Origin of the sequence: Urbifossiella limnaea, assembly GCF_007747215.1 — a bacterium.
GTDB lineage: Bacteria > Planctomycetota > Planctomycetia > Gemmatales > Gemmataceae > Urbifossiella > Urbifossiella limnaea.
In genome coordinates this window covers 5,484,090-5,511,082 of record NZ_CP036273.1, presented here as the reverse complement: position 1 = coordinate 5,511,082, position 26,993 = coordinate 5,484,090, and the positions used below count along the sequence as shown (strand labels likewise).

At 71.3% G+C, this 26,993-nt stretch carries 28 protein-coding genes; 8 read left to right on the top strand and 20 right to left on the bottom strand.

Annotated elements, in window-relative coordinates:
* Positions 1-54 precede the first annotated feature (54 nt).
* From ETAA1_RS22485 to der, 5 genes are all read right to left on the bottom strand, one after another.
* Entirely contained in the window at positions 55-1,626 is a 1,572-nt protein-coding gene (locus tag ETAA1_RS22485; protein WP_145242486.1) for a GH3 family domain-containing protein, read from the bottom strand.
* Entirely contained in the window at positions 1,626-2,228 is a 603-nt protein-coding gene (locus ETAA1_RS22480) for a class I SAM-dependent methyltransferase (protein WP_145242484.1), read from the bottom strand. The genes ETAA1_RS22485 and ETAA1_RS22480 overlap by 1 nt, the downstream gene beginning before the upstream one ends.
* Positions 2,228-3,079 (bottom strand): alpha/beta fold hydrolase, encoded by an 852-nt coding sequence (locus tag ETAA1_RS22475; protein WP_145242482.1) that lies wholly within the window; start codon positions 3,077-3,079, stop codon positions 2,228-2,230. Before ETAA1_RS22475 ends, ETAA1_RS22480 begins: the two co-directional genes overlap by 1 nt.
* Before the next feature lie 108 nt (positions 3,080-3,187).
* Complete coding sequence (locus tag ETAA1_RS22470) at positions 3,188-4,360, bottom strand: AAA family ATPase (RefSeq protein WP_145242480.1); 1,173 nt, start codon at positions 4,358-4,360, stop codon at positions 3,188-3,190.
* 212 nt (positions 4,361-4,572) lie between these two features.
* The gene (gene der, locus ETAA1_RS22465; RefSeq protein WP_145242478.1) at positions 4,573-6,075 is read right to left on the bottom strand and encodes a ribosome biogenesis GTPase Der; all 1,503 of its coding nucleotides are present in this window, start codon (positions 6,073-6,075) and stop codon (positions 4,573-4,575) included.
* A gap of 194 nt (positions 6,076-6,269) precedes the next feature.
* Between der and ETAA1_RS22460 the strand changes: the two genes are divergently transcribed.
* Complete coding sequence (locus ETAA1_RS22460) at positions 6,270-6,623, top strand: hypothetical protein (RefSeq protein ID WP_145242476.1); 354 nt, start codon at positions 6,270-6,272, stop codon at positions 6,621-6,623.
* Positions 6,623-7,177, top strand: a complete 555-nt coding sequence (locus tag ETAA1_RS22455) for a hypothetical protein (RefSeq protein WP_145242474.1) — start codon at positions 6,623-6,625, stop codon at positions 7,175-7,177. Before ETAA1_RS22460 ends, ETAA1_RS22455 begins: the two co-directional genes overlap by 1 nt.
* Positions 7,178-7,261: 84 nt before the next feature.
* On the opposite strand, the gene ETAA1_RS22450 is transcribed toward ETAA1_RS22455, so the two are convergent.
* The 3 genes from ETAA1_RS22450 to rdgB all read right to left on the bottom strand — a co-directional run bounded on the left by ETAA1_RS22450 (position 7,262) and on the right by rdgB (position 10,120).
* Positions 7,262-8,320 carry a LacI family DNA-binding transcriptional regulator gene (locus ETAA1_RS22450; RefSeq protein ID WP_238389278.1) on the bottom strand — a complete coding sequence of 353 codons (1,059 nt, stop codon included), beginning with the start codon at positions 8,318-8,320 and terminating at the stop codon, positions 7,262-7,264.
* Positions 8,321-8,600: 280 nt separating this feature from the next.
* Positions 8,601-9,518: a site-specific tyrosine recombinase gene (locus ETAA1_RS22445; protein WP_145242472.1), complete on the bottom strand. Its 918-nt coding sequence runs from the start codon at positions 9,516-9,518 to the stop codon at positions 8,601-8,603.
* Positions 9,512-10,120, bottom strand: a complete 609-nt coding sequence (gene rdgB, locus ETAA1_RS22440) for an RdgB/HAM1 family non-canonical purine NTP pyrophosphatase (protein ID WP_145242470.1) — start codon at positions 10,118-10,120, stop codon at positions 9,512-9,514. The genes ETAA1_RS22445 and rdgB overlap by 7 nt, the downstream gene beginning before the upstream one ends.
* Before the next feature lie 206 nt (positions 10,121-10,326).
* Between rdgB and ETAA1_RS22435 the strand changes: the two genes are divergently transcribed.
* Together ETAA1_RS22435 and ETAA1_RS22430 are read left to right on the top strand one after the other, a co-directional pair.
* On the top strand, positions 10,327-11,133 hold the full coding sequence (locus tag ETAA1_RS22435) for a hypothetical protein (RefSeq protein WP_145242467.1): 807 nt from the start codon (positions 10,327-10,329) through the stop codon (positions 11,131-11,133).
* A gap of 25 nt (positions 11,134-11,158) precedes the next feature.
* A complete protein-coding gene (locus tag ETAA1_RS22430; protein ID WP_145242465.1) occupies positions 11,159-11,917 on the top strand; it encodes an energy-coupling factor transporter transmembrane component T family protein in 759 nt (252 codons plus the stop codon).
* Positions 11,918-12,007: 90 nt separating this feature from the next.
* On the opposite strand, the gene ETAA1_RS22425 is transcribed toward ETAA1_RS22430, so the two are convergent.
* The gene (locus ETAA1_RS22425; protein WP_238389277.1) at positions 12,008-13,012 is read right to left on the bottom strand and encodes a M28 family peptidase; all 1,005 of its coding nucleotides are present in this window, start codon (positions 13,010-13,012) and stop codon (positions 12,008-12,010) included.
* A gap of 645 nt (positions 13,013-13,657) precedes the next feature.
* Here ETAA1_RS22425 and ETAA1_RS22420 point away from each other — a divergent pair.
* Complete coding sequence (locus ETAA1_RS22420) at positions 13,658-14,413, top strand: FliA/WhiG family RNA polymerase sigma factor (RefSeq protein ID WP_145244742.1); 756 nt, start codon at positions 13,658-13,660, stop codon at positions 14,411-14,413.
* Here the strand turns inward: ETAA1_RS22420 and ETAA1_RS22415 are convergent.
* The 4 genes from ETAA1_RS22415 to ETAA1_RS33515 form a co-directional block, all read right to left on the bottom strand.
* A complete protein-coding gene (locus ETAA1_RS22415) occupies positions 14,319-15,590 on the bottom strand; it encodes an acyltransferase family protein (RefSeq protein WP_202920338.1) in 1,272 nt (423 codons plus the stop codon). The genes ETAA1_RS22420 and ETAA1_RS22415 overlap by 95 nt on opposite strands.
* 205 nt (positions 15,591-15,795) lie before the next feature.
* Entirely contained in the window at positions 15,796-16,986 is a 1,191-nt protein-coding gene (gene kbl, locus ETAA1_RS22410) for a glycine C-acetyltransferase (protein WP_145242459.1), read from the bottom strand.
* Between the two features lie 14 nt (positions 16,987-17,000).
* A complete protein-coding gene (locus ETAA1_RS22405) occupies positions 17,001-18,887 on the bottom strand; it encodes an aspartate kinase (protein WP_145242457.1) in 1,887 nt (628 codons plus the stop codon).
* A gap of 164 nt (positions 18,888-19,051) precedes the next feature.
* Positions 19,052-19,177, bottom strand: a complete 126-nt coding sequence (locus ETAA1_RS33515) for a hypothetical protein (RefSeq protein ID WP_261341992.1) — start codon at positions 19,175-19,177, stop codon at positions 19,052-19,054.
* Positions 19,178-19,239: 62 nt separating this feature from the next.
* On the opposite strand from ETAA1_RS33515, the gene ETAA1_RS22400 reads away from it, so the two are divergent.
* From ETAA1_RS22400 to ETAA1_RS22390, 3 genes are read left to right on the top strand one after another with little or no spacing between them, the layout of a single operon-like run.
* Complete coding sequence (locus ETAA1_RS22400; RefSeq protein WP_145242455.1) at positions 19,240-19,506, top strand: hypothetical protein; 267 nt, start codon at positions 19,240-19,242, stop codon at positions 19,504-19,506.
* Positions 19,503-20,114: an Ig-like domain-containing protein gene (locus ETAA1_RS22395; protein ID WP_145242453.1), complete on the top strand. Its 612-nt coding sequence runs from the start codon at positions 19,503-19,505 to the stop codon at positions 20,112-20,114. The genes ETAA1_RS22400 and ETAA1_RS22395 overlap by 4 nt, the downstream gene beginning before the upstream one ends.
* Positions 20,099-20,320, top strand: a complete 222-nt coding sequence (locus ETAA1_RS22390) for a hypothetical protein (RefSeq protein ID WP_145242451.1) — start codon at positions 20,099-20,101, stop codon at positions 20,318-20,320. The genes ETAA1_RS22395 and ETAA1_RS22390 overlap by 16 nt, the downstream gene beginning before the upstream one ends.
* Before the next feature lie 55 nt (positions 20,321-20,375).
* On the opposite strand, the gene ETAA1_RS32300 is transcribed toward ETAA1_RS22390, so the two are convergent.
* From ETAA1_RS32300 to ETAA1_RS22360, 7 genes are read right to left on the bottom strand one after another with little or no spacing between them, the layout of a single operon-like run.
* On the bottom strand, positions 20,376-21,014 hold the full coding sequence (locus ETAA1_RS32300; protein WP_202920337.1) for a class I SAM-dependent methyltransferase: 639 nt from the start codon (positions 21,012-21,014) through the stop codon (positions 20,376-20,378).
* Positions 21,011-21,775 carry a hypothetical protein gene (locus ETAA1_RS32295; RefSeq protein ID WP_202920336.1) on the bottom strand — a complete coding sequence of 255 codons (765 nt, stop codon included), beginning with the start codon at positions 21,773-21,775 and terminating at the stop codon, positions 21,011-21,013. The genes ETAA1_RS32300 and ETAA1_RS32295 overlap by 4 nt, the downstream gene beginning before the upstream one ends.
* A 24-nt stretch (positions 21,776-21,799) precedes the next feature.
* Positions 21,800-22,684: a PP2C family protein-serine/threonine phosphatase gene (locus ETAA1_RS22380; RefSeq protein ID WP_145242449.1), complete on the bottom strand. Its 885-nt coding sequence runs from the start codon at positions 22,682-22,684 to the stop codon at positions 21,800-21,802.
* Between the two features lie 53 nt (positions 22,685-22,737).
* Positions 22,738-23,841 (bottom strand): TIGR02996 domain-containing protein, encoded by a 1,104-nt coding sequence (locus tag ETAA1_RS22375; RefSeq protein WP_145242447.1) that lies wholly within the window; start codon positions 23,839-23,841, stop codon positions 22,738-22,740.
* The gene (locus ETAA1_RS22370) at positions 23,838-24,926 is read right to left on the bottom strand and encodes a TIGR02996 domain-containing protein (protein WP_202920335.1); all 1,089 of its coding nucleotides are present in this window, start codon (positions 24,924-24,926) and stop codon (positions 23,838-23,840) included. The genes ETAA1_RS22375 and ETAA1_RS22370 overlap by 4 nt, the downstream gene beginning before the upstream one ends.
* Complete coding sequence (locus ETAA1_RS22365; RefSeq protein WP_145242442.1) at positions 24,923-26,107, bottom strand: TIGR02996 domain-containing protein; 1,185 nt, start codon at positions 26,105-26,107, stop codon at positions 24,923-24,925. Before ETAA1_RS22365 ends, ETAA1_RS22370 begins: the two co-directional genes overlap by 4 nt.
* Entirely contained in the window at positions 26,104-26,970 is an 867-nt protein-coding gene (locus ETAA1_RS22360) for a TolB family protein (RefSeq protein WP_238389276.1), read from the bottom strand. The genes ETAA1_RS22365 and ETAA1_RS22360 overlap by 4 nt, the downstream gene beginning before the upstream one ends.
* Positions 26,971-26,993 lie beyond the last annotated feature (23 nt).

The window sequence follows — 26,993 nt, the reverse complement described above, 5'->3', positions numbered from 1 at the left end:
TATTGGAGCGGATCCGGCGTCGGATTGCAACCGCTTCCCGCGCCGCGTGTGGCGTCAGAGGAGCCACCCCTCCCGCGCGAACCACTCCGCCAGCTCCGCGGTCCGCGCCCCGGTGTTGTCCATCCGCGGCACCTTGTGCTGGCCGCCGAACGCGCCGCGGGACTTCATCCACGCCGCGAACCCGCCGCGCCGCACGGCCGCCACCCGCGGCACCCGCATCGTCAGGTCGCCGGCCCGGTGCGCCGCGTAGTCCTCGTTCAGCCTGGACAGTTCGGCGTCGATGTCGGCCGCGAACCGGGCCGCGTCGGCCGCCGCGCCGGCGAACTCGACCAGGTACAGGTGCCGGCCGGGCGTCCGCGGGTCGGGCGGGAACTCGGGGCCGACGTGGTACTCCGGCACGTCCGCCGCCGCCGCCCGCGCCGCCGCCGCGACCGCCCGCTCCACCTCCTCCTGGATCAGGTGCTCGCCGAACGCCGACAGGAAGAACTTGGTGCGCCCCGTGAAGCGGAGCAGGGGCGGGTTGCGGCTCTCGAACGCCACCGTGTCGCCGAGCAGGTACGCCCACAGGCCGGCGCACGTCGTCAGCACCACCGCGTACGGCACGCCGGGCTCCACCGTCGCCAGCGTGTGCCGCTCCGGGTACGGCTGCGCGAGCTGGTCCACCGGCACGAACTCGAAGAACACGTCGTGATCGGGCACGACCCGCAGCAGGCCGTGGCGCGGGTCCTCGGCGGCGACGAAGCCCTCCGAGCAGGCGTAAACCTCGCAGAAGCTTACGCGGTCGTCGCCGATCTCGCGGCGGAACAGGGCGCGGTACGGGTCGAAACTCGTGCCGCCGTGGACGACGAGCCGCAGGGCCGGCCACGCCTCCGCGACGGTGCTGGCGCCGGTCGCCTCCTTCACCCGGTCGAAGAGCGTCAGCAGCCACGCCGGCACGCCGCTGACCGTGGTGATCCGCTCGCGGACGGACAACGCCGCGGCGCGGGTGAGCTTCTCGTCCCAGTCGGTGAGGGCGGCGAGCGGCGGCGGCGGGAACACGTAGGGGCGCACCACGTCGGTGACCTCGCGGAAGGCGATGCCGCTCAGGTCGCCGGCCCGGCTGCCGTCGCTCAGCGGGCGCAGGTCGGTGGTGCCGCCGAGGAAGAAAATCTTCCCCGTCAGCGTCCGCGCCTCGGGGCGCGAGTGTCGGAACAGCGCGGCGGTCGTGCGCGCCGCCTTGCGGTTGCTGGCCAGCATCTCGCGCGACACCGGCACGTACTTCGTGGCGCCGCTCGTGGTGCCGCTGGACAGTGCGTAGTAGGGCAGCCGGCCCGGCCACGTCACGTCGTCGAGCCGGGGGAAGGTGGGCTTCCAGTACGTGTCCCAGAAGAACTCGTAGCCGCGGACGGGGACGCGGGCCTGGAAGTCGGCGACGGACGTGATGCGGCCGAAGTCGTGGTCGCGGCCGAAGCGGGTGTCGCGGGCGCGGCGGACGAGGCTCATCAGCGTGGCGCGCTGGAGCCGGCCGGCGTCGACCCGGTCGAGGTACGCGGCGCGCGCGTGCGCGTAGCGGACGAATCCGGCGTCGGCGGCGCGGCGGACGAGGCGGCTGTCGGCGAGCGGGGCCAGGAACGACGTGCGCGGCATCAAGTACTTCCGGCGCCCCCGCGGTAGCCGCGGCACACGTACACCCCGCCGGGCGGCAGGTTCGCGGCCACGAAGTGGAACCGCACGTCGTCGAACGAGCGGCGGTAGAGTGGGTAATAGACCCACGGCATCACGGTGAGTTGGCGGAACGTACCGGCCGGGCTCAGCACCCGCGCCGCCGCCGCCAGCAGAGAATCGCGTTCCGCCGCGGGGAACGACGGGAGCGGCAGGCCGCTGAGTACGTGATCGACCTGCCGGACGCCGCGCCCGGCGAGCAACTCGTCGAGGCGGGCCGCGTCGGCCTGAACCACGTCCAGGTGCGGGAAGCGGGCCTTCAGCCGGGCGCACAGCACCGGGTCGAGCTCGACCGCCACGAACGTCGTCCCCGGCCGCAACCGCGCGGCCACCTCCGCGGTGACGGGGCCGGTGCCGGCGCCGAGCTCGACGACGCACCGGGTGCTCTCGAAGTCGATGCCGCGGAGCATAGCGCGGGCCATGGCGCGGGAGCTGGGGGCGAACGACGCCACCTGCCGGCCGCGCCGCCAGAAGGCGCGGAGCATCAGCCACCAGTCCGGGCCGGCGGGGGCGTCGGTCGGGGGCATCACTTCGCTCGCGGGCGGGGGGGCTTGGTCAGGAACAGCGTCGACCACGACGGCGTGGTCGTCGGGTCGGCGCTGGTGAGGAAGTGGGCGACGAGGCGGTTCACCTTCCACGCCTTCTCGATCTGCGGGGCGTGGCCGCACTTCGGCAGCGCCAGGAACAGCCCGCTGGGCAACTCCTTCGCCGCGTCCCGCGCCACCGCCGGGTCGCACACCTTGTCCTCCTCGCCGGTCACCAGCAGTGTCGGCGCGGCCACGTCCTTCAGCTTGTCGCGGACGGTGTGCTCCAGGGTGCCGCGGACGGCCTTGACGAACCCGAGCTTCCACCGGCGGGAGTCGAACTTGGCCTGGTAGTACTCCAGCACGTCGTAGTCGGCGCACTTCCGGGGGTTGTAGAAGACGCTCTTCACCATGGCGTCGGCGCCGCGGCCGCCGAGGCCTTCCATGATGGGGAGCTTCTCCTCGTCGCCCATCCCGGACGGGCACAGGAGTACGATGCGGTCCACGAGATCCGGGTACCTCACGGCGAACTCGACGGCCACCTTGCCGCCGAGGCTGCTGGCCACGAGGTGGTACGGCGGCGTCTCGACGAACCGCGTCAGGTACGTGTGCAGCTCGCAGACGAGGTACTCGACGGTGATGGGTTCCCGGGTCCGGATGCGGTGGTGGAGGGTGTCGCCCTCGTAGGCCAGGATGTTGGGGGCGAGCACCTCGAAGTAGCGGCTCCAGAACTCGCGGTTGCGGTACCACGACTCGGCCTGCTCGGCGAGGCCGTTGAGCAGGACGAGCGGCGGCCGGCGGCCGTAGTGCCGCGGCCGGAGGCGCGCGAGGAAGCCGTTGAACGGCGAGGACATAAGCGGGAAACCCCGGAGCCCGGCGCCGCGCCGGGGACAGCAGTTAGGATAGCCCGGGGGGCCGGCGGCGGCGTGAATAAACCGTGACAGATGGGGGCCGGGCCGCCGTCAGAATCCGTTCCGGGCCGCCTCCGCGACGCCGAACCCGACGTGCCGCGACGACGCCCGGTTGGCCAATTCCTGGCGGTTGAGGGCGAACTGCTGCGTCGCCCACGCCCAGTCCCACCCGTTCCCCTCGATGAAGTTCAGGATGAGAAGGTTCTTGAGCTCCTCCACCTCGGCGAAGCTGTACCCGGCCGTCTCGCGCACCGCCGCGTCCACGTCAATGCCGGCCAGTACGTCGGCGTGCCAGCGGGCGATGAGCGCCCGCCGCAGGCCCGGGTCCGGGGCGTGGAAGTGGAGCACCAGGTCGATCCGCCCTGGCCGCTTGAACGCCGGGTCGATCAGGTCGAGCGAGCAGTTCGTGGTGAACACGTAGGCCACGCCCTCGTTCACCTCGATGCCGTCGAGCGCGCTCAGGAACACCGCCTGGTCGTCCGTCTCGTGGACGGTGTTGCGGTCGCGCAGGGCGATGTCCATGTCGTCGAAGAACACCAGCCCGCGGCGGTCCACGGTGAACAGTTCCTTCACCGCCTGCACCGGGTTGCTCGAACTGCGGGCGGCGCGGTAGGCGTCGGGCGTCACCATCTTGTACTCGTAGCGCAGCCGCACGCACTCCTGCCACAGCCAGCGGCAGGCGCTCGTTTTCCCGTTGCCCGGCGGGCCGGTCAGAAGCAGGCCGCGCTTGGCCCGGCCGCCGAGTTCCTTGATGCGTCGGAGGTTCGTGCGGTCCAGGTAGCCGAGGGTGTTCTGCCGGAGCGTTTCAAGGTGATCCGGCGGCAGCACCGGCGGCAGCCCCGGCTTGGCCGCCTCGCGCTTCGCCTGCACCGCGAGGCGGAACAGCTTGAGGTAGTCCTTGCGGTCCACGGCCACGAAGTCGTAGGCGTAGTCGTACAGGTCGGAGTGGAAGGTGCAGCAGCAGCGGGCGAAGCGGACGCCGCCGAGGGTGTAGACGCGGGCGCCGAACTTGATGCCCGGCCACGTCTTCGTGTGGTCGCGGTCCCAGTCGCGGACGAGGACGCCGTTCACCGGAACGATCGGCCCGCGGGTGGCCTTCGTCAGCACCGGGTGGAAGTAGGCGTCGAGTTGCACGGCGACGGGGTCATCGATGCCGGCGGCGGCCGCGGTGGCGGCGAGCAGCGTCTTGTGGTCGGCCGTGTACAGGTCGAGCGGCGTGGGCATGGCGTCCGGGGGCGGGCGGCAAGAATGAGGGTACGACAGGGAATTGTAGCCGCGGGTTCGCGGAAGGGGCAGGAGCGAAGCCAGGACAGGTTGGCCACAAAAGGCACGAAAAGACACAAAAGGAAGACAAAGTCAAATCTAAACTCAGGCTTTGCCCGGTCTGCCGTTTTGTGTCTCTTCGTGTCGTTTTGTGGCCAAGCTGTCAGCGCCGATCACAGCTCCCACGTCCCGGGTTCCTTCTGCTGCTTCTTCTTCCGCGGCCGCCGCGGCGGCAGGGCCGGCGGCTTCGCGTCCGCCTCGGGCTGTGCCCGCCGCGGCGGCGCTCGCAACACCGGCACCTCGTCCGCCGGCTCCTCGCCCGCCTCCTCCTCGGCCCGCACGTCGGCCGACCGCACCGGGCCTTCGCCGCGCGCCCGCAGCACCACCTTCAGCGCCACCTCCGAGAACGGGAAGTTCTCCCGCAGCGCCTTCGTCAGGTAGCGGACGTACGTGTCCTCGAAGTGCTCGGGGCCGTTCGTGAACAGCACGATGGTCGGCGGGTACGTCCCCACCTGCGTCGCGTAGAAGATTTTCGGCGCCCGGTTGCCGCTCATCGGCGGCGGGCTCATCTCGACGGCGTGACGGATCACGCGGTTCAGGTCGCCGGTCGTCACCCGCGCGCCGGCCTGCTTGTGGAGCTGCACCGCGAGTTGCAGCAGCCGCAGCACGTTCTTGCCGACCTTCGCCGTGATGAACGCGATCGGCACGTGCTCCAGCATCGGGAACATGGCCCGCATGTACGTCCCCATCTTCTCCGTCGTCATCGACTCCTTCACCAGGTCCCACTTGTTCACGACGAAGATCGCCGGCTTGTGGTGCTCCAGGATGTAGCCGGCCAGTTGCTTGTCCACGCGGCCGACGCGGTGGCGGGCGTCGAAGAACTGCACCACCACGTCGGCCCGCCGCACGGAGCGCTCGGCCCGGTGGGCGCTGTAGAACTCGATGCTGTCGGCGATGCTCGTCCGCTTCTGCACGCCGGCCGTGTCGATCGCCAGGAACGCCTTGCCGTCGCGCTCGAACCGCACGTCGATGCTGTCGCGCGTGGTGCCGGGCACCTCCGACACGATCACCCGGTCCGCCTCCGCGAGGCTGTTGATGAACGTGCTCTTGCCCACGTTCCGCCGCCCGACGATCGCCAGCTTCAGCGTCGGGTCGGTCGGCGGCAGTTCGCCGGTGTCCGGGGGGAGCACCGGGAGCACGGCTTCGAGCAATTCCTGCCGGCCGAGCTTCTGCTCGGCGCTGACGCGGATCGGGTCGCCGAAGCCGAGCCGGTTGAACTCGCCGCCGAGGGTGCCGATCCGGTCCGTGTCGGCCTTGTTGGCCACGAACACGACCGGCTTGCCGACCGTCCGCAGCCGGCGGGCGACCTCCTCGTCGAGCGGCACCACACCGTCCCGGATGTCCACGAGGTAGAGCACGACCGCGGCCTGCTCGATGGCCACGCGGATCTGGTTCTCCACGTCCGCGGTCAGGTCGTCCTTGTCCTGGATCCCCATGCCGCCGGTGTCCATCAGCTCGCAGAACCGGTCGCCGACCTCGATGACGGTCGAGACGCGGTCGCGGGTGACGCCGGCGGTCGGGTCCACGATGCTGATCCGCCGGCCGGCCAGCCAGTTGAACAGCGACGACTTGCCGACGTTCGGGCGGCCGACGATGGCGACGATCGGGAGCGGCACGGGAAGCCTCGGAGCAGAGAATCAATTGGCCGCAAAAAAGCACAAAAGGCACAAAATAGAACCAGGAACAGACCAGCATTATTGATCTGAACAATGCCGATTTTTGTGACTTTTGTGCCTTTTTGCGGCCAACCCTGCCCCCGGTTTGGGGGCGGTATCCGTTTATCATATGCTCGGGAAGCAAGGAGGGCGGTGTGGCCCGGTGCGACGAGGGGTATCGGTGCGAGGTGTGCGGCCGCGACGTCGAGGCCGTCACCGACTCGGACTTGTACCTCCGCTTCGTCCTCGGCGAGGTGCCGCTGGACGTGCTCCACACGCAGCCGGAACGGCACCTGCGCTGCAACCCGGCGCTGGCGCAGTTCATCGCCGACCCCGGATTCGAGCCCGTGGCCTGCCCCGGCCCGTTCGACAAGGTGGCACTCGACCCGGCGTATGTTAACGACGAGGAGCGGCGCGTCACGCGCGGGTGGCGCCGCCTGCAAGCCATCCCGACCTTGGGGCTGGCGATCCCCGAGTACCCGCTGACCGTGACCCCGGAGGACGACTGATGACGAAGTTCGGCGCGGCCGCACTGGCGGCCCTGGTGGTGCTGGCGACCGGCTCGGCCCAGGATATCGACTCCGGGCCGAAGGCGGGCGAGAAGGTGACGGTACTAAAGGCCTACGGCGTGGTCGGCACTGTGGAGGGGAAGGAGGCCGACTTCGCCGCCGAGCGGAAGAACGACCCCACGGTTTACCTGTTCGTGCAGTCCGAGCACTTCGGCCGGCCGATGGCGCGGTTCATCAAGGTGCTCGACGAGAAGCTGAAGACGGCGAACGAGAAGGCCGGCGTGGTGGCGGTGTGGATCGGCGACAAGGAGGCGTTCACGAAGAACAAGGACTACCTGCCGCGGGTGCAGATGTCGCTGAAGCTGGAGAACACGGCCTACGCCGCGCACGAGGGCGAGAAGTCCGGCCCGAACGGGTGGGGGCTCAACGCCGACGCGCACGTCACGGTGGTGGTGGCCGACAAGGGGAAGGTGGCGAAGTCGTTCGCGTTCGTGTCGGTGAACGAGACGGACGTACGGTCGGTGCTGGCGGCGGTGAAGGGCGAGAAGAAGTAAGGTGCCCTCGGAGCCGGCCCCGTCAGGGGTCGGAGGCCTGCCGCGCGGCAGGCCTCCGACCCCTGACGGGGCCGGCCCGGTGAATCAACTCGCGCTGCTCCCCCGCACCACCAGCCGCCCCGGCACCTGCACCTTGACCGCCGGCCGTCCTGGGTTCGCCAGCCGCTCCGCCATCAGCCGGACCGCCTGCTCGGCCATCGCCTCCGCCGGGTATGCGTAGCTCGTGACCCCCACCGCGCCCGAACCCGCTGGCAGGTCATCGAACCCCACCACCGCCACGTCCCGGGGCACCGCCCGGCCCCGCGCCGTCAGCTCGGCGATCAACCCCGCCGCGGCGTAGTCGGCGTAGCAGACCACGCCGTCGAGGCCCCGCGCCGTCACCTCGTCGGCCAACTTCAACGCGGCTTCCTCCGGCGCCAGCCCGTCCGGCTGGCGAATCACCACCGGCTCGAACCCCGGCCCGGCCGCGTGCAGTGCCACCAGGTAGCCGGCCACCCGGTCGTAATGGCTGCTCGTCGGCGACGCCACCACCACCGCCACCCGCGTCCGCCCACCTTCCAGCAAGTGCCGTGTCGCGCACGCGGCCCCGGCCACGTCGTCCACCGCGACCAGGTCGGCGGACAGCACCCGGTCGTCGCCGCGGAGGTTGCGTTCGAGCAGCACCACGGCCAGCCCTTCGGCCTGGCACGCGGCCAGTAGCGCCTCGTCGGTCGCCATTTCGGCCGCGCAGGCACGCGAGGGCAGGAGGAACACGCCCCTCACGCCGCGCTCCTTCGCCTGCCGTGTCAGCGCCGGCACGTCGTCGGCGGCGAAGCCGGCGGGGAACAGGTCCGGCTCCAGGTGCATCGGCCGGCGGCGGGCCACCGCCTCGAACCCGGCGCGGGCGAGGGTGCGCGTATCAGCCTGCCACGGCCCCGCCGTCGTGCGGAGCACGAGCGCCCACCGGTCGGCCGACGCGGGCGGCTGGCGGAACGACCCGGACCGCTCGACGGTGCGGACGAGTCCCTTGTCGCGGAGCACCTGCAGCGCCCGCGACGCGGTGACCGCCGAGACGCGGTAGTGCCGAGCAACCCAGCGGACGCTCGGCATCTTGCCGCCGTCCCACCGCCCGGTTTGCACCTCGGCCTCGAGCGATTCGGACACGTCAAGATACTTCGGCGTCGCGGCAGTGGATGCGGGAACGGTCAAGGGGGCAGCTCCGACGCAGGCGAGTGCGTTCCTGTGCTTCACAAGTGGCAAGATGGCATAATAGCGAACGCGAAAATTGTGGCCAATCACGAAGCGAGTCGTAACTCGTTTTGCAAAATAGAGATCGGTGAAAAGTACGGGGCGGATTTTGCTCTGACTATCGTTCTCATTGTTGACTCGGAGCTGCTCGCGACACGGGGTGAGTGTCGGCAGTAGTCAGTGAGCGTCGGGCAGGTCAGGCGGCCCCGTCGGCAGGCTTGCCGCGTGGGTGGAACTGCTTGTGGATGGCCTTGAGCCGGTCGCGGTCGACGTGGGTGTAGTGCTGGGTGGTGCTGATGGAGGCGTGCCCGAGCATCTCCTGAACACTCCGCAGGTCGGCGCCGCCGGCGAGGACGTGCGTGGCGAAGCTGTGCCGCAGCGTGTGTGGGCTGGTGGTCGCCGGCAGGCCGGCCCGCTGGCAGTACTTCTTGACGAGCCCCCACAGGAAGATGCGGTCGAGCGGCCGGCCGGACTTACTGACGAACACCGACTCGGGGCCGTCGGCAGGCTTGGCGGCGCGGCCGTCGGCGAGGTAGGCCCGCAGCGCCGCGATGGCGGGGCGGCCGAGCGGCACGACGCGCTGCTTGCTCCCTTTCCCGAAGCACTTGAGGAACGCGGCGTCGAGGTACACGTCCTGCACCTTCAGCCCGACGACTTCGGAGGCCCGACAGCCGGTGGCGTACAGCGTTTCGAGGATGGCCCGGTCGCGGAGGAAGAAGCGGTCGCCGGGCTGCGGCGCCTTCAGGAGTTCGTCCACGGCGTTGGGCGGCAGTACCGACGGGATGCGTTCCCACAGTTTGGGCGAGGCGAGCAGATCGACCGCGGAGGCGTCGGCTTTCTCTTCCAGCTTGAGGAAGCGGTAGAACATCTTGAGCGACACGAGGTGCCGGGCGATGCTCGGCACGGCGAGCTGTTCGTCGTGCAGGAACGCGAGGTAGCGAGCCAGGTCTTTCAGGGTGGGGGAGGTGTAGCCGTCGTAGCGGACGAGGGCGCACCACCTGGCGAAGCGTTCCAGGTCGCGGCCGTAGGCCTGGACGGTGTTGTCGGCCATGCCGCGCTCGGCGCGGAGGTAGTGGCGGAAGGCGCCGAGGTCCGATTGCAGTTCGTTTAGCATGACGCGGCGATCCGTTCCAGAGCGGGCCGGAGCTGCGCGAACGCCTTCGCCCGGTGGCTCATCCGCTGCTTCACCTCGGGCGGCAGTTCGCCGAACGTCTTGTCGTACTCTGGCACCAGGAACAGCGGGTCGTAGCCGAAGCCGCCGGCGCCGCGGAGGGCGTCCACGATGACGCCGTGAGACCGCCCCTCGGCCGTCGCCACCACCTTGCCCGTGGGGTCGGCCAGGACGGCGGTGCTGACGTAGTACGCGGCACGGTCGGTGCCCGGCGGCAGCTTCGCCAGCTCCGCCAGCAGCTTGGCGTTGTTGCCGGCGTCGTCGCCGTGCGTGCCGGCGTACAGCGCCGAATCGACGCCCGGGTCGCCATTCAGTGCGGGGACGACGAGGCCGCTGTCCTCGCCGATCACCCAGGCGTTCAGCGCCGGGGCGAGCGTGACAGCCTTGAGGGTGGCGTTGCCGACGAACGTGCCCGCCGTCTCGGCGACTTCAGGGGCGTGCGGGTACGGCGACAGGTCGGACAATTCCAGCTTCAGGTCGCCGAGCAGGTCCAGCATCTCGCGCAGCTTCTTCTTGTTGCGGCTGCCGAGGATCAGCTTCGTCATCGGGCACCGGCGGTGGGTGGGCCGCACTACCCTACCACCTTCGGCGCCGCCGAACCACGCCGCGGCGGCGCGAAGCACGGTTGGCGGCGCAAGCGGTGCCGGTTGTGCGGGTGGCGCACGGTCCGGCGTGGCCGGCGTTCGACGGGTCACGGTCGCGGCGCCGCACGCCGGGCCGAATAATCGCGTTGTCGCTCCGGAGGCCGCCCGTGACCCGCGCCGTCGTGCTGATGTTCGCGCTGGCCGTCGGCTGCGCCGCGTACCGGCCTACCGCCGACGCCGTGGTCGTCGCCCGCGCCGCGGCGCCCGGTCGGCAGCCCGATCCGGCCGATGTGAAGGCGCTCGAAAGCACCCTGCGCGCGCTGTTGTTGAAGAACCTGCCCGAGCCACTCGTCTCGTCGTCCGACGACTGGGGTCGGCAGGCCGAGGGCGTGGTCGGGCACAAGTTCCACAAAGACGGCCTGCGGCTGCGGACGGAGCAGTTGCGTGGGATGCGCAACGACGGCACCTGGCGCAAGATCGAACTGCGGGCGGTGAACCCGTCGCACACGCTCGGCCTCGGCATCGTCGAGGCGGCGTACCCGGAGCCGGGCCGGGCCACGTTCACGGCCCACGTCGGCACCGACTGCGCCATCAAGTTCGAGCAGCAACTCTGGCGGAACGGCACGCGGCTGTACAGCGGCGAGACCCGCGCCCGCTGCCGGGCCGCGGTGGCGATGAAGTGCGAGGCCGTCACCCGCGTCGAGCGGAAGGACGGCGGCATCATCCCCGACGTTGTGTGTCGGCTGAAGGTGACCGACGCGCAACTCTTCTACGAGAAGCTGGTGGTCGAGCACACCGCCGGCATCGGCGGTGACGGCGCCCGCGTCCTCGGCGACGCGGTGATCGAGACCGTGCGGCGGGTGAAGCCGCAGTTGGAGCGCGACCTGCTGGCGAAGGCCAACGCCGCGGTCGTGAAGGCGGCCGACACGAAGGAAGTGCGGCTGTCCGTCGATTCACTGCTGAAGGGCCGCTGACCGGCGGCGGTCGTACCCTTCTGGCATGGCCTTTGGGTTCCGCTACCGCCCTGTTCCGCCGTCCCCGCTGGCGCGGTGGGACGCCCGCTGGAAACTCGCCGCCGTCCTCCTCGCCGCGGCCGCCGTCGCCACCCTCCGGCAACCGCTTCCGTCGGCCGCGGCGCTGCTGCTGGGTCTAGCGCTGCTGCGGCTCGGCAACCTCCGCGGCGCGTGGGTGCGCGTCCGGCTCGGGGCGTTCGCGCTGGCGGCACTTCCGTTCCTGATCGTGCTGCCGTTCACTCTCGAAGGCCCGACCTGGGACTTGGGGCTGCTCCGGCTCTCCGAGCGCGGCGTGACGGTCGGTGCCGGCGTGGTGTGCCGCGGCGTGGCGATCGGGGCGCTCGCGCTGGTGCTCGTCGGCACGGCGCCGGCGCACCACACACTTGCCGCAGCCCACCGCCTGCGAGTGCCGGGGCTGCTGGTGCTGGTGACGCTGCTGGCGTACCGCTATGCCTTCCTCCTCGCCGACGAGCTACGGCGGCTGCGGGTGGCGCTGCGGGTGCGCGGCTTCCGCCTGAAGCCGGACCGCCACGGCTACAGCACCGCGGGGCACGCCGTGGGGGCGGTGCTGGTGCGCGGCGCCGACCGCGCCGACCGCGTGGCCGAGGCGATGCGCGCACGCGGCTTCGACGGCCGCTTCCACACGATTACCGCGTTCCGCTCGACGAGGTGGGACGTACTGGGTTTCTTGGCTCTGGTATTGCTTACTGCGGTACTGATGGCGTGGGATCGACTCCCCGAATGACCAATCACCAATGACCCACCACTGACCAAGGAAGAAACGGCCCCTCCTTCCTTGGTCAGTGGTGGGTCATTGGTGATTGGTCATTCGGCGTCAGCGAACGATCCCCGCCCAGCTGACGAGCACCTTGGCGACCTCGGCCATCTGCTCTCCCGAAATCTTGTCCGGCGTGTCGGTCAGCTTGTGCCAGTGCGGGTAGTCGAAGTCGATCACGTCCACGCACGGGATGCCGACGCGGTTCAGCGCCAGGTGGTCGTCCTGCACCTCGTGCCCCGGCTCGGCCCGGAACGACTTCGCGTTCACCGCCCCCGCCACCGCCCACACCTGCTTCACCAGGTCCGGCGCGAGCGCCCACGAGTTCCCTTCCACCCTTAGCACCGCCCCCTTCGCCGTGGCCAGGTCCAGCAGCACGCCGCCGGCGTACGCGTGCTTGCGGGTGTCGCGCGTCCGCTGGTACTCGTCGGCGAAGTGGTCGGAGCCGAAGAAGTAGCGGTCGCTGCCGCCGAACTGCCGCGGCTCGAACACGTACTCCTCGCCGTCGAACAGGACGAAGTCGATGCCGACCTCGCTCTTGACGCCCTTCATGTGGTGGGCCAGTTCCATGAACAGGGCCAGCCCGCCGGCCCCGTCGTTGGCGCTCACGAACGGCCGGTTCCAGCTGGCCCGGTCCGGCTCCTGGTCCGCGATCGGGCGCGTGTCGTAGTGGGCGCAGAACAGCACCCGCTTGGCCTTCTCCGGGTGCCACGACACGATCAGGTTCGTGAAGTTCGTCGGCTCGCGCTTGCTGGCCTGGCGGGCCTTGAACTCCTGCCGGGTGACCGTGGCGCCGTGCGCCTTGAAGTGCTTCTCCACCAGCTCGATCTGCTTCGCCATGCCGTCGGTGCCGCTGACGCGGGGGCCGATGTCGCACAGCTGCTTGACGTACCCGACGGCGCGGGTCTGGTCGAACGGGAACTCGACGGCGGGGATGGCCTTCGGCACGGCGTCCTCGGCGAACCCGGACTTCTTCGTCGGCGACTGCGCCCCCGCGGAGCAGCCGGCCGCCAGCCCCGCGGCGGCGACGAGCCCCGCGAGTACGGCCCCGGTCGGACGGTTCATCCTCACCCCTCCTGCGGCACCCGCGGGTCGTCCACTGCCGCCCATCTTACCGAACCGGCCCGGCCTGTACGAGACGGAGTGAAGACGGGTAAGCCGCGCGGCCGGAACCACCGAACCCGCAGGGGGATTTGTAAATCTTGCCCTGTTCATCGGTCATCTTCGCCGGCATAGACACGCCCACTCACCCGCACCCGTGGGGCGAGCGAGTCGGAACACCGTTGGGGAACGGTGCCCGGCCCGTCGCCCGCGCCGACGCCACCGGTTCCGCCGGCGAGCGAAGGGGGACCGTTCGTCGGACTCGCGCCCCGGGCGCCGGTCGGGGCGGGGGCGGGTGGGGCCGAACCGCGGAATCCGTGCAGGATGCCCGCGGGCCGGGTCGATAGGGGAGCAGAGTAGCGTCGGTGTCTTTCGACCCGATGCCACGGGGGACGGGCGGGCCGAGCGCCGCCGCCCGGGGACGACCGGAACAACCGAACCGCCGCGGGCAGGGGAAGCCGCGGCGGGGGCGAATCCGGCGGACCGGGGGCGGGCGGTGGCGATCGAACCGGGTGACGGGAACGGCTCGCCGTTCGTCGTCGCCCCGGTTCGCCCGAGATCAGGGAGGATGGAAGCGTGATCCAGACCCAGACGCCGGTCGACACCGACATGTCGGCCGTGTGGCAGGAGTACCGCGACCGGCCGACGCTGGAAATGCGGAACCGGCTGGTCGAGCGCTACCTGTCGCTGGTCAAGTACAACGCCGAGCGCATCTGGGCCCGGCTGCCCGACGGCGTGGAGCTCGACGACCTGATCTCGGCCGGCGTGTTCGGCCTGATGGACGCCATCGACGCCTTCGACCTCACCCGCGGCGTCAAGTTCGAGACGTACTGCGTCCCCCGCATCCGCGGGGCCATGCTGGACGAGCTGCGCACGATGGACTGGGTGCCGCGGTTGGTTCGCAGCAAGGCGAGCAAGACGGAAGCCGCCCGCAAGGAGCTGGAAGCGACGCTCGGGCGCCCGCCGCGGCCCGAGGAGATGGCGGCGCGGCTCGGCATCCCGCTGGAGCAGCTCGACGCCCACATGGGCGAGGCGACCGCGGTGAACCTGGTGTCGCTGAACAAGAAGTGGTACGAGACCGACAGCTACAAGGACGTCCGCGAGATCGACATCCTCGAGGACAAGAAGGCGGAAGACCCGACGCACCGCCTCCAGAACCGCGACCTGATGCGGCTCGTGACCCGCGGCCTGAACCGGAACGAGCGGCTCATCGTCATCCTCTACTACTACGAGGAGATGACGATGAAGGAGATCGGCGCGACGTTGAACCTCAGCGAGAGCCGGGTGAGCCAGATGCACTCGAGCATCGTGCAGCGGCTCCAGGCGCACCTGCACAAGCGGAAGGGCGAGTTCGGCACGAACTGAGGTCCGACGTAGGTGACACCGAAAGCCCGGGGACGGCCGTCCCCGGGCTTTTCGCGTCGGGCAGCCACTTCGACTCCACCCGCGCGTGGAACCACTTCGCCACCACCAATGACAGCACCACGCAGACCGGCACGACGCCGAACAACACCGCCCGCGGGTCGCTGCCGCCGGCTCGCAGGCCCAGGTGCCCGACCGTGATGCAAATCGGGTAGTGCACCAGGTACAGGCTGTAGCTGTACGCCCCCACCGCCCCCAGCCGCTTCCCGACGCCGCTCGCGGCGATGCCGCCGTCCCACCGCTTCAGTGCCAGCAGCAGGAGCGCGAAGGCGAACGCCGGCGCCTGCTCGCGCGGCTCCGCAACGGGGTCGTAGAAGCGCGTGTCGAGAAACCTCGCGGGCTCGCGCAGCGAGTACGCCAATCCCGCGACCAGCGCCGCGACCATGAGCGCATTCCGCCTCCGGCCGCCGCGGGTGACCGCCCAGTACACGCCGACGCCCGCGGCGAACATCAGCCACCGGCCGTCGAGGAACGTGCCCGTCAGGTCAACGCCGTTCCACCGCGTCAACACGCCACCGACCACGACCGCGGTGACGGCTAGACACCCCGCGAAGAACCACCGCCGGGCCAGCAGCAACACAACGCCGGTGACCGCGTAGAATTGCTCCTCGTAGCACAGCGTCCACGCCGGGCCGACCTGGTAGCGGTTGGGCCGGCTCGGGTCGATCAGCGGCCGCCAACTCTCCGTCAGCGTCAGGTTCGTGAGCCATTGCAGCGGCGACAGCGTGGCCGGGTCCGGCACCGGCGCGATCGGCCCGAAGTCGGCGCCGACCAACCCCGGCGACACGCCCCGCTCGACAACGAGCGCGAAGGCCGCGACCAGCGCCACGGCCATGAGGTACGGTGGGAAGATGCGACGGAACCGCCGCGCGAAGTAGCCCCCGACGCTGCCGCCGCGCTGAATCGTGGCGTCCGCGGTGGCGGCGATGCAGTAGCCGCTGATGACGAAGAACAGCGGCACGCCGACGACCATCCACCCGCACGCACCGACGAGCCGCCCCCAGATGCCGTTGTCGGCGACGCCGGGGACGTGGCTGGCGAAGACGGTCGCGTGGCTGACCACGACCATGAGGCAGGCCAGCCCGCGCCAGGCGTCGAGGGTACGGTAGCGGGCGGTCATGGCGCTCCGGATTCCGGCGGGCGCCGAAGTGTAGATCACTCCGCACTGGGCGGCGACGTTCGGGCCGCCCTCATTGTGTGTACGGCTCCCCCCCGGGGGGTCGAGGCACGAATTGAGTCGATGCCACAAAAGATTGTCGGAGCGATTCCGCGGCGGTCCGCGGAACACCAGCAACATCTAAGTCGTTATCCCACTGCCTATTAATTCAGCGGATCGCCCCCACCAGCCGCCCCACCTCCGTGAACGCCGCCACCGCCTGGTCGATCTGCTCCGTCGTGTGCGCCGCCGAAACCTGGAGCCGGATGCGCGCCTGTCCTTGCGGCACGACGGGGAAGCTGAACCCGATGCAGTAGATGCCGCGCTTCAGCAACTCGTCGGCCATCCGAGTTGCCAACGCGGCGTCGCCGAGCATTACCGGCAGGATCGGCGTCGGCCCCGGCTTCACGGTGAAGCCTGCGGCTTCGAGCCCGCCGCGCAGCCGGGCCGTGTTCGCCTTGAGCGTCGCGCGCAGGTCCGTCGCCGTCGCCGCCAGCTCGAACGCCTTCATCCCCGCGGCCACGAGCGCCGGCGGCACCGAGTTCGAGAACAGGTACGGCCGGCTCCGGTTCCGCAACCAGTCCACGACCTCGGCCGACGACACCGTGAACCCGCCGCTCGCGCCGCCCAGCGTCTTGCCGAGTGTGCCGGTGATGACGTCGATGCGGTCGAGCACGCCCAACTCCTCGGCCGCGCCGCGGCCGGTCGCGCCCAGGTGCCCCGTCGCGTGGCAGTCGTCGATGCCGACCGCGGCCCCGTACTCGTCCGCGAGCGCGCAGATGTCGGGGAGCTTCGCCAGGTCGCCGTCCATGCTGAAGACGCTGTCGGTGAAGATCAGCTTGAACCGGCACCCTTTCGCCTCCTCCAACTTGGCGCGGAGGTCGGCCATGTCGTTGTGCTTGTAGCGGAACCGCTTCGCCTTGCAGAGCCGCACGCCGTCGATGATGGAGGCGTGATTCAGCTCGTCGGACAGCACCGCGTCGGCCTCGCCGAGCAGCGGCTCGAACAGGCCGCCGTTGGCGTCGAACGCCGAGATGTACAGGATGGTGTCGCCCTTGCCGAAGAAGTCAGCGACCTGCCGCTCAGCCTGCTTGTGGATGTCCTGCGTGCCGCAGATGAACCGCACGCTAGACAGGCCGTAGCCCCACGTCTTGAGGCCCTCGAACGCGGCGGCGACGATGTCGGGGTGGTTGGCGAGGCCGAGGTAGTTGTTGGCGCAGAAGTTCACCACGTCGCGGCCGGCGACGGCGATGCCGGTGTTCTGCGGCGTCTCGATCCGGCGCTCGGCCTTGTACAGCCCGGCGGCCTTGAGCCCGTCGAGCTCGCGGCGGAGGTGGGCGTTGATCGCGTCCAGCGGCATGACGACTCCAGGAGTTACCCGATGCGGAAGGCCTCGCGGAGGCAGGCCAGCGCCTCCTCCCCGCGGCTCCGCTCGACCACCACGCTCACGCACACTTCGCTCGTGTTGATCATGCTGATGTTGATGCCGCGCTCAGCCAGCGCCCCGAACATCGTCCGGGCCACGCCGGTGTGCGTCCGCATCCCCACGCCCAGCACGAACAGCACCGCGATGTCGGCGTCGCCCGACACCCGGCACGCCGGGTCAATGCCGCGCACCACGTCCTGCGTCCGCTTCAGCGCCCGCGTCAGGTCGGCGGCGGGCACGGTGAACGACAGCTCGGCCCGCCCGTGTGCCGTCAGGTTCTGCACGATCATGTCCACGAGCACGCCGCCGGTGGCCACGGCGCTGAACACCCGCGAGCAGTTCCCGGGCAGGTCCGGCAGGTCGAAGATCGTCACCCGGCTCTGATCGGTGTTCAGGTGGACGCTGCTGACGAGAACGTCCTCCATGCCGCCGAGCCGGGCCACGGCCGCTTCGCGGTCGCGTTCGCCGGGCACCACCGCCGGCGCCGGCTTGTGGCGGAATTCGCCGGCTGCAGGCACGCCGGCGCCCTTTCGGGCGTCGGCCAGGGCGAACGCCCTGTGAACGGCCCGCAGCGCCTTCCGCCCCAGCACCGCCTTGCGGGCGTCGAGGTGCGCCTGCTTGATCTTTTCCCCCGGCACCGCCTCCGGCGGCGGGTCGCCGCTGCCGTCCTCCTCAATCAGGACGCTGATCTTGATGTCGCCGGTGGTGATCATCTTCATGTTCACCCCCTCGGCCGCCAGCGCCGCGAACATCCGCTCGGCCACGCCCGCCACCGTCCGCATCCCCGCCCCCACCACCGACACCTTGCTCACCTTCCCCGTCTCGCGGAACGTCGCTCCCAGCTCCGTCGCCAGTGGTTGCAGCACGCGCCGGGTGCGGTCCAGCTCCACGCCGGGCACGGTGAACCCGATCGTCGCCTTGCCGCCGCCGCCGGCGCTCTGGGCGATCATGTCCACCGCCAGGTTCGCGCCGGCCAGCGCCGCGAACACGCGGTGGCTGACGCCCGGCACGTCCGGCACGCCGTCCAGCACCACCCGCGCCTCGTCGGTGGCGAGCGCGACGCCGCACGCCGGGAACTCGCGCATCCACTCGGCTTCCGGCATGATCCACGTCCCCACGGCGTCGGACCGGCTGTTGCGGACCATCAGCGGCACGTCAAACTTCTTGGCGAATTCGATGCTCCGCGAGTGCATCACGCCGGCGCCCATGCTCGCCATCTCGAGCATCTCGTCGTAACTGATCGCGTCCATCTTGCGGGCGTCGGGCACGAGCCGCGGGTCGGTCGTGTACACGCCGTCCACGTCGGTGTAAATCTCGCACTCGACTTCGAGCCCGGCGAGCTTCAGCGCCGCGGCCACGGCCACGGCGGTGGTGTCGCTGCCGCCGCGGCCCAGCGTGCTGATGTCGCCGAGCTCGTCGTGCCCCTGGAAGCCGGCGACGACGACGATGTTCCCGGCGTCGAGGGCGTCCTTGAGGCGGCGGGTGTCGATGCTGCGGATGCGGGCCTTGCGGTGGGTGCGGTCCGTCACCACGCCGATCTGCGGCCCCGTCAGGCTGACCGCCTTCTCGCCGAGCTCCTGAATGGCCATCGCCGTCAGGGCGATGCTGATCTGCTCGCCCGTCGCCAGCAACACGTCCATCTCGCGGGCGTCGGGCGCGGCGCTGATCTCGGCGGCCTTGGCGATGAGGTCGTCGGTCGTGCTCCCCTGAGCGGACACGACGACGATGACCTGGTCGCCGGCGTGCTTGGCGCGGACGGCCTTGCGGGCGGCTTCCATGACGTTTTCGGCGTCCTTGAGGCTGGACCCGCCGAACTTCTGAACCACGAGCCCCACGGCGCACCCCAATCGGCAGAGGAGACGGCAGGCGACTGTTTTACGCCCCCGCCGCCCCGGCGGAACCGGCCGGGGTCGTCATTCGGGTGCAGATCATTGTTTCCGGCAACGGAGGGTCGGGTCGCCGAAACATGTCACGCGGTTTGAGAGACGAGCGTCGCTCGCTACACACGCACCGCACCGGGGGCGTCCTTCAGCGCCTCGTCCGGGAGTACGAACGAGTTCTCGATCGCCTCATCCCCCGGCTCGTTCAGCAGTTCCGGGAATCGCACCCCGGGCAGCACCCGCACCGCGAACACCTGCCTGTACCCCCGCCTCGAAGCGGAGGAACGCCACCGTCTCGCCGCGGTCGATGTCCACCACCCACATGCCGCACGCCCGCTCCTCCACCGGCAGCCGGTCGGTGTTCGTGGAGGGGCGGAACGACGCGCCGGTGACCGCCGTGGTGGTCGGCTCGCCGACCACGTTCGAGGAGCAACATGTGTCGGTGCCGGGCGTGTCGGTGTCGGACATCGACCTCGGCGCCGCCCCGCTGCAGCTGACGGTGAGCGCCGTGGACGGCGTGCTGACCGTCGGCACCGCCGGCGTCACGGTGACGGGCAACGACTCCGCCCGGTGACGGTCGAGGGGCCGGTCGCGGCGGTGAACGCGGCCCTCGGCGCGCTCACGTTCACTCCGGCGACCAACTTCGTTGGGTCGGCCATCATCACCGTCGTGTCCGACGACCAGGGCGGCAGCCACGGGGCGGCCCTGACCGACACCGACTCGTTCACGGGCAACGTGAACCCGGTCAACGACGCCCCGTCGTTCAGCCGCGGCGCGGACGTCGCGGTGACCGAGGACTCGGGCCTGCGGACGTTCGCCGGGTGGGCGCGCGGCGTCAGCACCGGCCCGGCCGACGAGGTGAGCCAGACCGTCTCGTTCATCGTGTCCAACAACCACCCCGCGCTGTTCACCGCCGGCGGCCAGCCGGCCGTCTCCCCGGACGGCACGCTGACGTTCACCCCGGCCCCCGACGCCAACCCCCCGACGCTCGCCGACATCGTCACGGTGACCGTGCAGGTGCGCGACAACGGCGGCGGGGCGAACACATCGGCCGCGCAGACGTTCACCATCCAGGTCGCCGTCGGCGCCACGAACAGCCCGCCGACGGCGACGGCCGGGCCGAGATCGTCACCGGGGCCGGGGCCACCGGCGGCCCCCACGTCGGCGTGTACGACGGCGTGACGGCCGCGTCGAAGGCCCAGTTCTTCGCCTTCGCCCCGTCGGACTACGGCGGGGTGACGGTGGCGGTCCGGCCGCTCTCGACCGGCGGTACGGCGCTGGTGGCGGCGTCGGGCACCGGCGGCCTGCGGTCGTTCGCCGCTCCGAGCTTCCAGGACGTGGACGACGTCCTCAACGGCACCCTGCTCGGCGGCATCGCCGTCGGCTGACGCGGGGCGAAGCCCACGCGGCGCCCCGGGGACCACCCCCCGGGCGTCGTTCGTTTCACGCCCGCCGCCACAGCGTCGCCGCGAGGAAGCCGCCGAGCCGCCGCTCGGCGCGCACGACGTCCAGCCCCGCGGCGCGGAGCGCCGGCGCCGGGTCGGCGAGCCGACCGGCCGGGATGCGCGTCGTCAGCCGGAACGCGGCGTACATACCCGCCAGTGCCCCGCGCGCGGCCGCCCGGCGCACCCACGTGCCTGGAGGCACCGCGAAGTCGCCGACCAGCCAGCGGCCGCTCGGTTCCAGCGCCCCCGCTAGCCGCGGGACCAGCCGCGCCAACTCCGCCGCGGGAAAGCAGTCGAGCCAGAAGTTGGTGACGATCAGGTCGTACGCCGCGGCCGGCCAGTCGAGGCGGCGCGCGTCGGCGACGTGCCACCGGACCCGGCCGTCGGCCGCGACGCGGCGGCGGGCCAGCGCCACCATCGCGGCGCTGGCGTCGACCACGTGCACGGACGCAACGCGATTCGCCGCCAGGAACGCCGCCAGGAACCGGCCGTCGCCTTCGCCGAGGATCAGCACCCGGCGGGCGTCGGCGACGTCCGGCAGCAACGCGGTGCGGCACCACTGGAGCAGGCCGCCGAAGGTGACGGCTTCGACCCGGGCGTAGTGCGGGGCGAGCCAGTCGAAGCGAGGCGGCGTCACGCCAGCCCCCACGCGGCGAGCGGCGTGAGCAGCACGACATCGGCCAGCACCCGTGCCGCCCGGGGCGCCGACCCGGCCGCGACGTGGACCACCACCAGGGCCCCGACCGCCGCGCCGACCGCGCCGCCGACCACCGGCGGCGGCCAGGTCGCCGCGACCAGGACGCCGGCCGCCAGGAGCGCGTCGGCCCGGGTCGGACGGGCGCCGGATTCCCAGCGGTCGATGAGCCGGCAGTTGAGCCAGCACAGCGCGGCGAAGGCGGCGACCGCCGGCGGCCACGCGGCCGGCGAGCCCTCGGCCATGAGCGGCACCGCCACCCCGGCCGCGAAACCCACTCCGACCAGGAACTCCTTCGCCCCCGGCAGCCGCCCGAGGCCGCCAGCCGCGGCGTGGACGACGGCCAGGTACGCGGCGACGCCGCCGCCCACACCCGCCCCGAACAGCACGTAGGACTCCGGGAGTTGGGTGGCGAACGCGAGCGCGAGTGCGGCAGCGAGCCCGGCCCCGGCCGCAAACAGCCGGGGGGAGCGGGCGGCGACGCGATGGCGGTCGGAGCGCGGGTCGCCGCGGCGGGCGTCGAGCCGGCGGTCGGCGAGGTAGACGGCCCACACCGCGGCGGCAAGCGCGGCGGTCGCCGCCCACGGCACGTCGACGCCGAACCGGTCGGCGAGGAAGCGCTGCCACACGGCGGCGACGGCGGGGGCGTCCAGGGCGGCGACGTTCGGCAGCACCCACCACGGCGGCGGGGGGTCGGCGGACATTCCGCCATGATACGCGGCCCGGAGTCATGCCGGCGGCAGCAGTGCGGTGCCGTCCGCCGGCGTCTGCGCCACCGCCGCCGGGTCCGGAGCCGCCCGCACGACCACGACCGTGACGTTGTCGCTGCCGCCGGCCTCGTTCGCCGCCGCCACCAGCTCCCGCGCGGTCGCCTCGGCCGACTCCCCCTTCGCCAGCGAGGAGGCGATCGCGGCCGGCGCCAGGTACTTGCTCAGCCCGTCGGTGCAGAACAGGAGGGCGTCGCCGGTCCGCAGCTTCACCTTGAGCACGTCCACGTCCGCCTCGGGCGTCCCGGCCGAGACGCACCGCATCAGCGCGTGCCCCCACCGCGACGCGGCCGCCTGGTCGGGCGACAGCAGCCCCTTCTCGACCATCCGCTGCGCGACCGTGTGGTCGGTCGTCAACTGCCGGGCCTCGCCGTCGCGGAACAGGTACGCCCGGCTGTCGCCGACGTGAACGACGTACAGCCACGGCCACATCAGGTACCCGAGGGTGAGGGTCGTGCCCATGTCGGCGTACCCGCTGGCCCGGCCGACGGCGGTCACCTCCTCGCGGCAGGCGTGCAGCGCGGCGCGGAGCTGCTGCTCCAGGTCGTCCGCGCCGTCGTCGTGGAGGCGGAAGAACCACGGCATCGTGTGCAGGACGTACCGCGCGATCGTCTCGGTGGCGACGCCGCTGGCGAGTTCGCCGCCGGCCTGCCCGCCCATGCCGTCCGCGACGAGGAACAGCTTGCCGTGCTCCTTACCGCCGAGCGCGCCGGAGACTTCTTCCGGCACCGACGTGGCGCGGACGCGGAGGGACTTCGTCAGGTCGGCGACGAGGAACTGGTCCTCGTTGCGGCTGCGAACGCGGCCGCGGTCGGTGAGTCCGAAGCAGTCGAACGCGACGCCCACGTGCGGGCCCTCCGGGGTGACGGTGGCCAGGAGTTGAGCAACTCGGGTGCCACTCAGCCGACGACGACCGCCTCCGGGAACCGCGCCCGCAGTTCGGCCAGCAGCGGCGGCGAGATGTCGTTGCCGGTCACGTCGAGGTGGTAGAGGTGCAGGTGCCGCGACTCCAGCAGACGACTTGCGCCGCCGTTGCCGAGGTGGTTCCGCGCCAGCCCGAGCCAGCGGAGGCCCGCCGCCTCGCGGCGGTCGGTGATTTCGCGCACGCCGTCGTCGCCGAGCCCGTGCCCGGCCAGGTCGAGGAGCCGCAGCTTCGCCCACGGCAGGAGCCAGCCGAGGTCGATCATCGTGGCCGGGCCAGGCGGGGTGAACGTCCACCCGAGCCGCAGTTCCTCGACGGCGGCGACCGCGGGGCTCTTCAGCAGCCGGTGCAGGTCGCGGGACAGCAACCGAACGCCGGTGACGTTGAGGCGCGTGAACGTCCGGTGCGCCGCCGTCCGGAGGCCGTCTCCGAGCGCGAGGCCGAGGTTGGCGATGTCCGAGAGGTCGAGCGCCGCGAGCGCCGGCAGCTCCGGACCTTGCAGGAAGCGTGTCAACCACTCCGGGGGCACGAGCCGGCCGGCGAACGACAGTTCCGAGAGCCCGGCCAGCGTGGGTGCGGCAGCCAACTCCTCGAAGTCGGCTGAACTGTAGAGGCTCGCGTGGCTCGCGTCGAGGCCAGTGATGCCGGCCACCGCCGGCGCCGCGAGCACCTCGGCGATGTTCAGGAGGCTCGCCTCGAAGGTGCTGCTGCCGACGAACCCCAGGAGGCGGACGCGGCGGACGGGGTCGGACGCGCGGAAATCGCGGAGCCGGTCGCCGAGGTCTTCCGCGAGCAGTTCCACGCCCTCGACGAACCCGCGGACGAACTCGGGCCTGCGGTACCTGTTGCTCGACTGCGACCACTCGAACTCCATTTGTGCGAGTAGTGCCGCCGCCCGTGCCTCGGCGTCGCGCGCCGCGGGGCTCCACGGTTCCGCCCGCGCCGCCTCCACCTGCGCGCGGATGAACGCCGCCCGGTCGGCGTCGCCGGCGTCGTCGCACCAGTCGGCGTAGACGAGCCGGGGGGTGTCGTCGCCGGGGTGGGCGAGCACGGCCGCCCGCAGCGCTGCCTCGTCGGTCACGGCTCGTCCTCCGGCAGGAGCGCGAGCCGCACCGGGTGCTCGGCGTCGTCGGTGAGGACGCGCAGGTGCGGGAAGGCGGCGCGGAGCGGGCCGAGGTCGTCGGCCTTTACGTCGTTGCCACGCAGGTCGAGGACGGACAGCGACGCGAGCCCCGGGTTGGCGGCGAACGCGTGGAGCGCCGACGCCGGGATACCGTTGCCGCGGAGGCCGAGCCGCTTCAGCCCCGGCCAGGCGAAGGCTGCCGCGAACGCCTCGGCCCCCTTCTTGCGTAGTTCTTGGTTGCGCAGCTCAAGTTCGATCAGCCCGCGGAGGTGCGTCGACTCCGCCAGTGCGACGGCCCCCGGACCGCGGAGGGGCACGTCCGCCGCCTCGCCGCCGTGGCAGACCCGCAGCGCGGTCAGGGCGGCGAGCGAACGTGACTTCGCCACCGCCTTCGCATCGTTCGTCCCGTACACGACGTTCCAGAGCTCCAGTTCGCGGAGCCCGGGGAAGCATCGTCCGCCGAACCGACCGACCGTGGCGGCGGTCGCGCCGCAGTCGCCGAGCGTCAGGCACCGAACGCCCGCCGCGTGCGGCGACTGTCCGACCACGGAGACGTAGGCGTCGTCCACCGCGCGTCCGCTCAGGTGGACGGTGTGGAGTCGGGCGAGGAGTGGGGACGCGGCCAGTTCCGCGGCCGTCGCGGCGCCGCGGGCGGAGTTCATCTTCGCAAACTTCACCCCGCGGATGGGGTGGAGATCGAACAGCTTCGCGCCGTCGGCCACGAACCGCTTCGAGAAGCACGTCACCCGCCCGAGGAATCCGCGCTCGAAGGCGTTGCCGTCGGGGATCACGATGCCGTCGACCCCGGTCACCCACGCTTTGCGGTAGTGAACCTCGACCGGTTCCGTGTCGCGGAGCAACCGGTCGGCTTCCTCCGACCACGGCTCGGCCCGCGCCAGCGCCACCTGGTTGCGGATGAACCGGGCGCGGATGCCGTCGGCGCGGACGCCGGTGTCGTCGAGGTAGTCGGCGAACACCAGCCGCGGCGTGTCGTCGTCGGGGGCGGCCAGCACGGCCGCGTACAGCGCGTCACGGTCGGTCACGGGGCGTCCTCCGGGGCGAGCGTCGGTGGGGGCCGCCACTCCATGCCGTCGGCCAGGATGCGGGTGCCCGGCAGCGCCTGCCGGAGCGAGTCGAAGTCTTCCACCGTCAACCGGTTGGACAGGAGATCGAGTTCCGCCAGCGAGCGGAGCTGAGGGTTGGCGGCGAAGGCAGCCACGGCGCGGCCCGGGATGGCGTTGCCGCGGAGCGAGAGGCGCTTGAGTCCGGGCCAGGCGTAGACCTCGGCGAACGCCACCGCCGCCGGTTCATCGAGCCCGAAGAAATCCAGGCTGAGGGATGTGAGGCCGCGTAGTGTCGTCGATTCGGCGAGCGCGACGACTCCGCCGCGATCGAGCGCGGCCCACCCCTCGACACCGTCGTCGGTGCCGTCGAGCGCGAGGTCGGTCAACCCCCGGAGGAGTGGCGATCCTGCCAAGGCCCGGGCGACCACGGGGGCCGAACGCACACGACCGAGGCGGAGGCGGTCCAGCCCCGCGGCCCCGGGGGCTCGGACCAGTGTCTCGATCATCTCGTCGTCACGGCCGGCGAGTTCGTCGTAATGGAACGACAGATCAAAACCGGTCAACTCCGGCAGCCGACCCCCGAGAAGGGCAGTGACACCGCCGGGTGTGAGCCGAGTGAAATCGAACCCGAGCCGGCGGAGAGAGCGGGCGGCGCGTGAAGCAGCCAGGGCGGCGACGAAGGTGTCATCGACCAACTCGCCCCCAAAGTCGGTGACCCGCAGCCGTTCAAACGGCGCGCAGGCCAGGAGGCGTTCGACGGCCGGCCGGGATGCCTCGTCGAACAGATCGTTGAACATCACGTTGTCAATTGGGTGCGAATCGAGCATCCGTGACCCGTGATCGACGAACCACTGCGACCCGCAAGCCACCCACCCAACGAAGCCACGGCTGAAGGTAGCGGACTTAGGGTTCTCGAGGTTCGGCGTCGCCCAATCCGCCTTGTACTGCTGTTCGACCGGTGCCGTGGCGCGGTAGAGCGTCTCGTGCTCGTCCGACCACGGCTCGGCCCGCGCCAGCGCCACCTGGTTGCGGATGAACCGCGCGCGGATGGCGTCGGCGCGGACGCCGGTGTCGTCCAGGTAGTCGGCGAACACCAGCCGCGGGGTGTCGTCGTCGGGGGCGGCCAGCACCGCCGCGTACAGGGCGTCGCGGTCAGTCACGGGGTGGGCTCCACGGGGACCACGTACACGTCACTGCCGCCGTGACGGGTGGACACGAACGCGATTCGCCGGCCGTCGGGGCTCCACGTGGGGCTCGTGTCCTGCGCCGGATGAGCCGTCAGGTTCCGCAGGCCGGTGCCGTCGGCGTTCACGAGCCAGACGTCGTTGTTGCCCGTGCGGTGCGACACGAAGGCGATCCGCTTGCCGTCCGGGCTCCACGCCGGCCAGGCGTCCAGGCCGTCGCCGTCGGTCAGCTTCTTGGTGCCGCTGCCGTCGGCGCTCATCACGTACAGCTTCTGCTTGCCGCTGCGGCCGCTGGCGAAGGCGATCCGCTTGCCGTCCGGGCTCCACGCCGGGTGCAGGTCGTAAGCCACCTCCGTCGTCAGCCGCACGACACCTTTGCCGTCGGCGCCGACGGTGTACAGCTCCGGGTTCTTGTCGCGGGTGGACACCCACAGCACGCGGCCGCCGTCCGGGCTCCACCGCGGCGACTCCTCGAACGCCTTGTGCGGCACCAACACCCTGTCGTCCGAGCCGTCAGCGGCACAGTGGTTGATTTGCAGCTTGCCGTCGGTCCCTTCGAGGCGGTCGTACACGTACACGACGCGCTTGCCGTCCGGCGACCAGTGGCCGTCGAAGTGCGGTTCCTTGTGCTGGGGCAGCAGCCGCTTGGCGTCGGTGCCGTCGGCCGCCATCGTCCACAGGGCCATCTTGCCGTCGTGGATGCGGGTGAACAGCAGCCGGGCGCCGTCGGGCGACCACTGGAGGTTCTGGCGGAAGCTGCCGTCGGTGGTGAGGCGGACGGGGGCGGCGGCGGGGGCCGTTGCGGTGAACAGAATCAGCGCAGGGACGGCGAGGCGCATGACCGGCGGCTCCGGCATAAACT

Bases quoted from the DNA above. Each gene is read 5' to 3' on its own strand.
- ETAA1_RS22485 (WP_145242486.1), bottom strand. From the start codon at position 1,626: ATGCCGCGCACGTCGTTCCTGGCCCCGCTCGCCGACAGCCGCCTCGTC.
- ETAA1_RS22480 (WP_145242484.1), bottom strand. From the start codon at position 2,228: ATGCCCCCGACCGACGCCCCCGCCGGCCCGGACTGGTGGCTGATGCTC.
- ETAA1_RS22475 (WP_145242482.1), bottom strand. From the start codon at position 3,079: ATGTCCTCGCCGTTCAACGGCTTCCTCGCGCGCCTCCGGCCGCGGCAC.
- ETAA1_RS22470 (WP_145242480.1), bottom strand. From the start codon at position 4,360: ATGCCCACGCCGCTCGACCTGTACACGGCCGACCACAAGACGCTGCTC.
- ETAA1_RS22455 (WP_145242474.1), top strand. From the start codon at position 6,623: ATGACGAAGTTCGGCGCGGCCGCACTGGCGGCCCTGGTGGTGCTGGCG.
- ETAA1_RS22445 (WP_145242472.1), bottom strand. From the start codon at position 9,518: ATGCTAAACGAACTGCAATCGGACCTCGGCGCCTTCCGCCACTACCTC.
- rdgB (WP_145242470.1), bottom strand. From the start codon at position 10,120: ATGACGAAGCTGATCCTCGGCAGCCGCAACAAGAAGAAGCTGCGCGAG.
- ETAA1_RS22430 (WP_145242465.1), top strand. From the start codon at position 11,159: ATGGCCTTTGGGTTCCGCTACCGCCCTGTTCCGCCGTCCCCGCTGGCG.
- ETAA1_RS22425 (WP_238389277.1), bottom strand. From the start codon at position 13,012: ATGAACCGTCCGACCGGGGCCGTACTCGCGGGGCTCGTCGCCGCCGCG.
- ETAA1_RS22420 (WP_145244742.1), top strand. From the start codon at position 13,658: ATGTCGGCCGTGTGGCAGGAGTACCGCGACCGGCCGACGCTGGAAATG.
- ETAA1_RS22415 (WP_202920338.1), bottom strand. From the start codon at position 15,590: ATGACCGCCCGCTACCGTACCCTCGACGCCTGGCGCGGGCTGGCCTGC.
- kbl (WP_145242459.1), bottom strand. From the start codon at position 16,986: ATGCCGCTGGACGCGATCAACGCCCACCTCCGCCGCGAGCTCGACGGG.
- ETAA1_RS22400 (WP_145242455.1), top strand. From the start codon at position 19,240: ATGTCCACCACCCACATGCCGCACGCCCGCTCCTCCACCGGCAGCCGG.
- ETAA1_RS32295 (WP_202920336.1), bottom strand. From the start codon at position 21,775: ATGTCCGCCGACCCCCCGCCGCCGTGGTGGGTGCTGCCGAACGTCGCC.
- ETAA1_RS22360 (WP_238389276.1), bottom strand. From the start codon at position 26,970: ATGCGCCTCGCCGTCCCTGCGCTGATTCTGTTCACCGCAACGGCCCCC.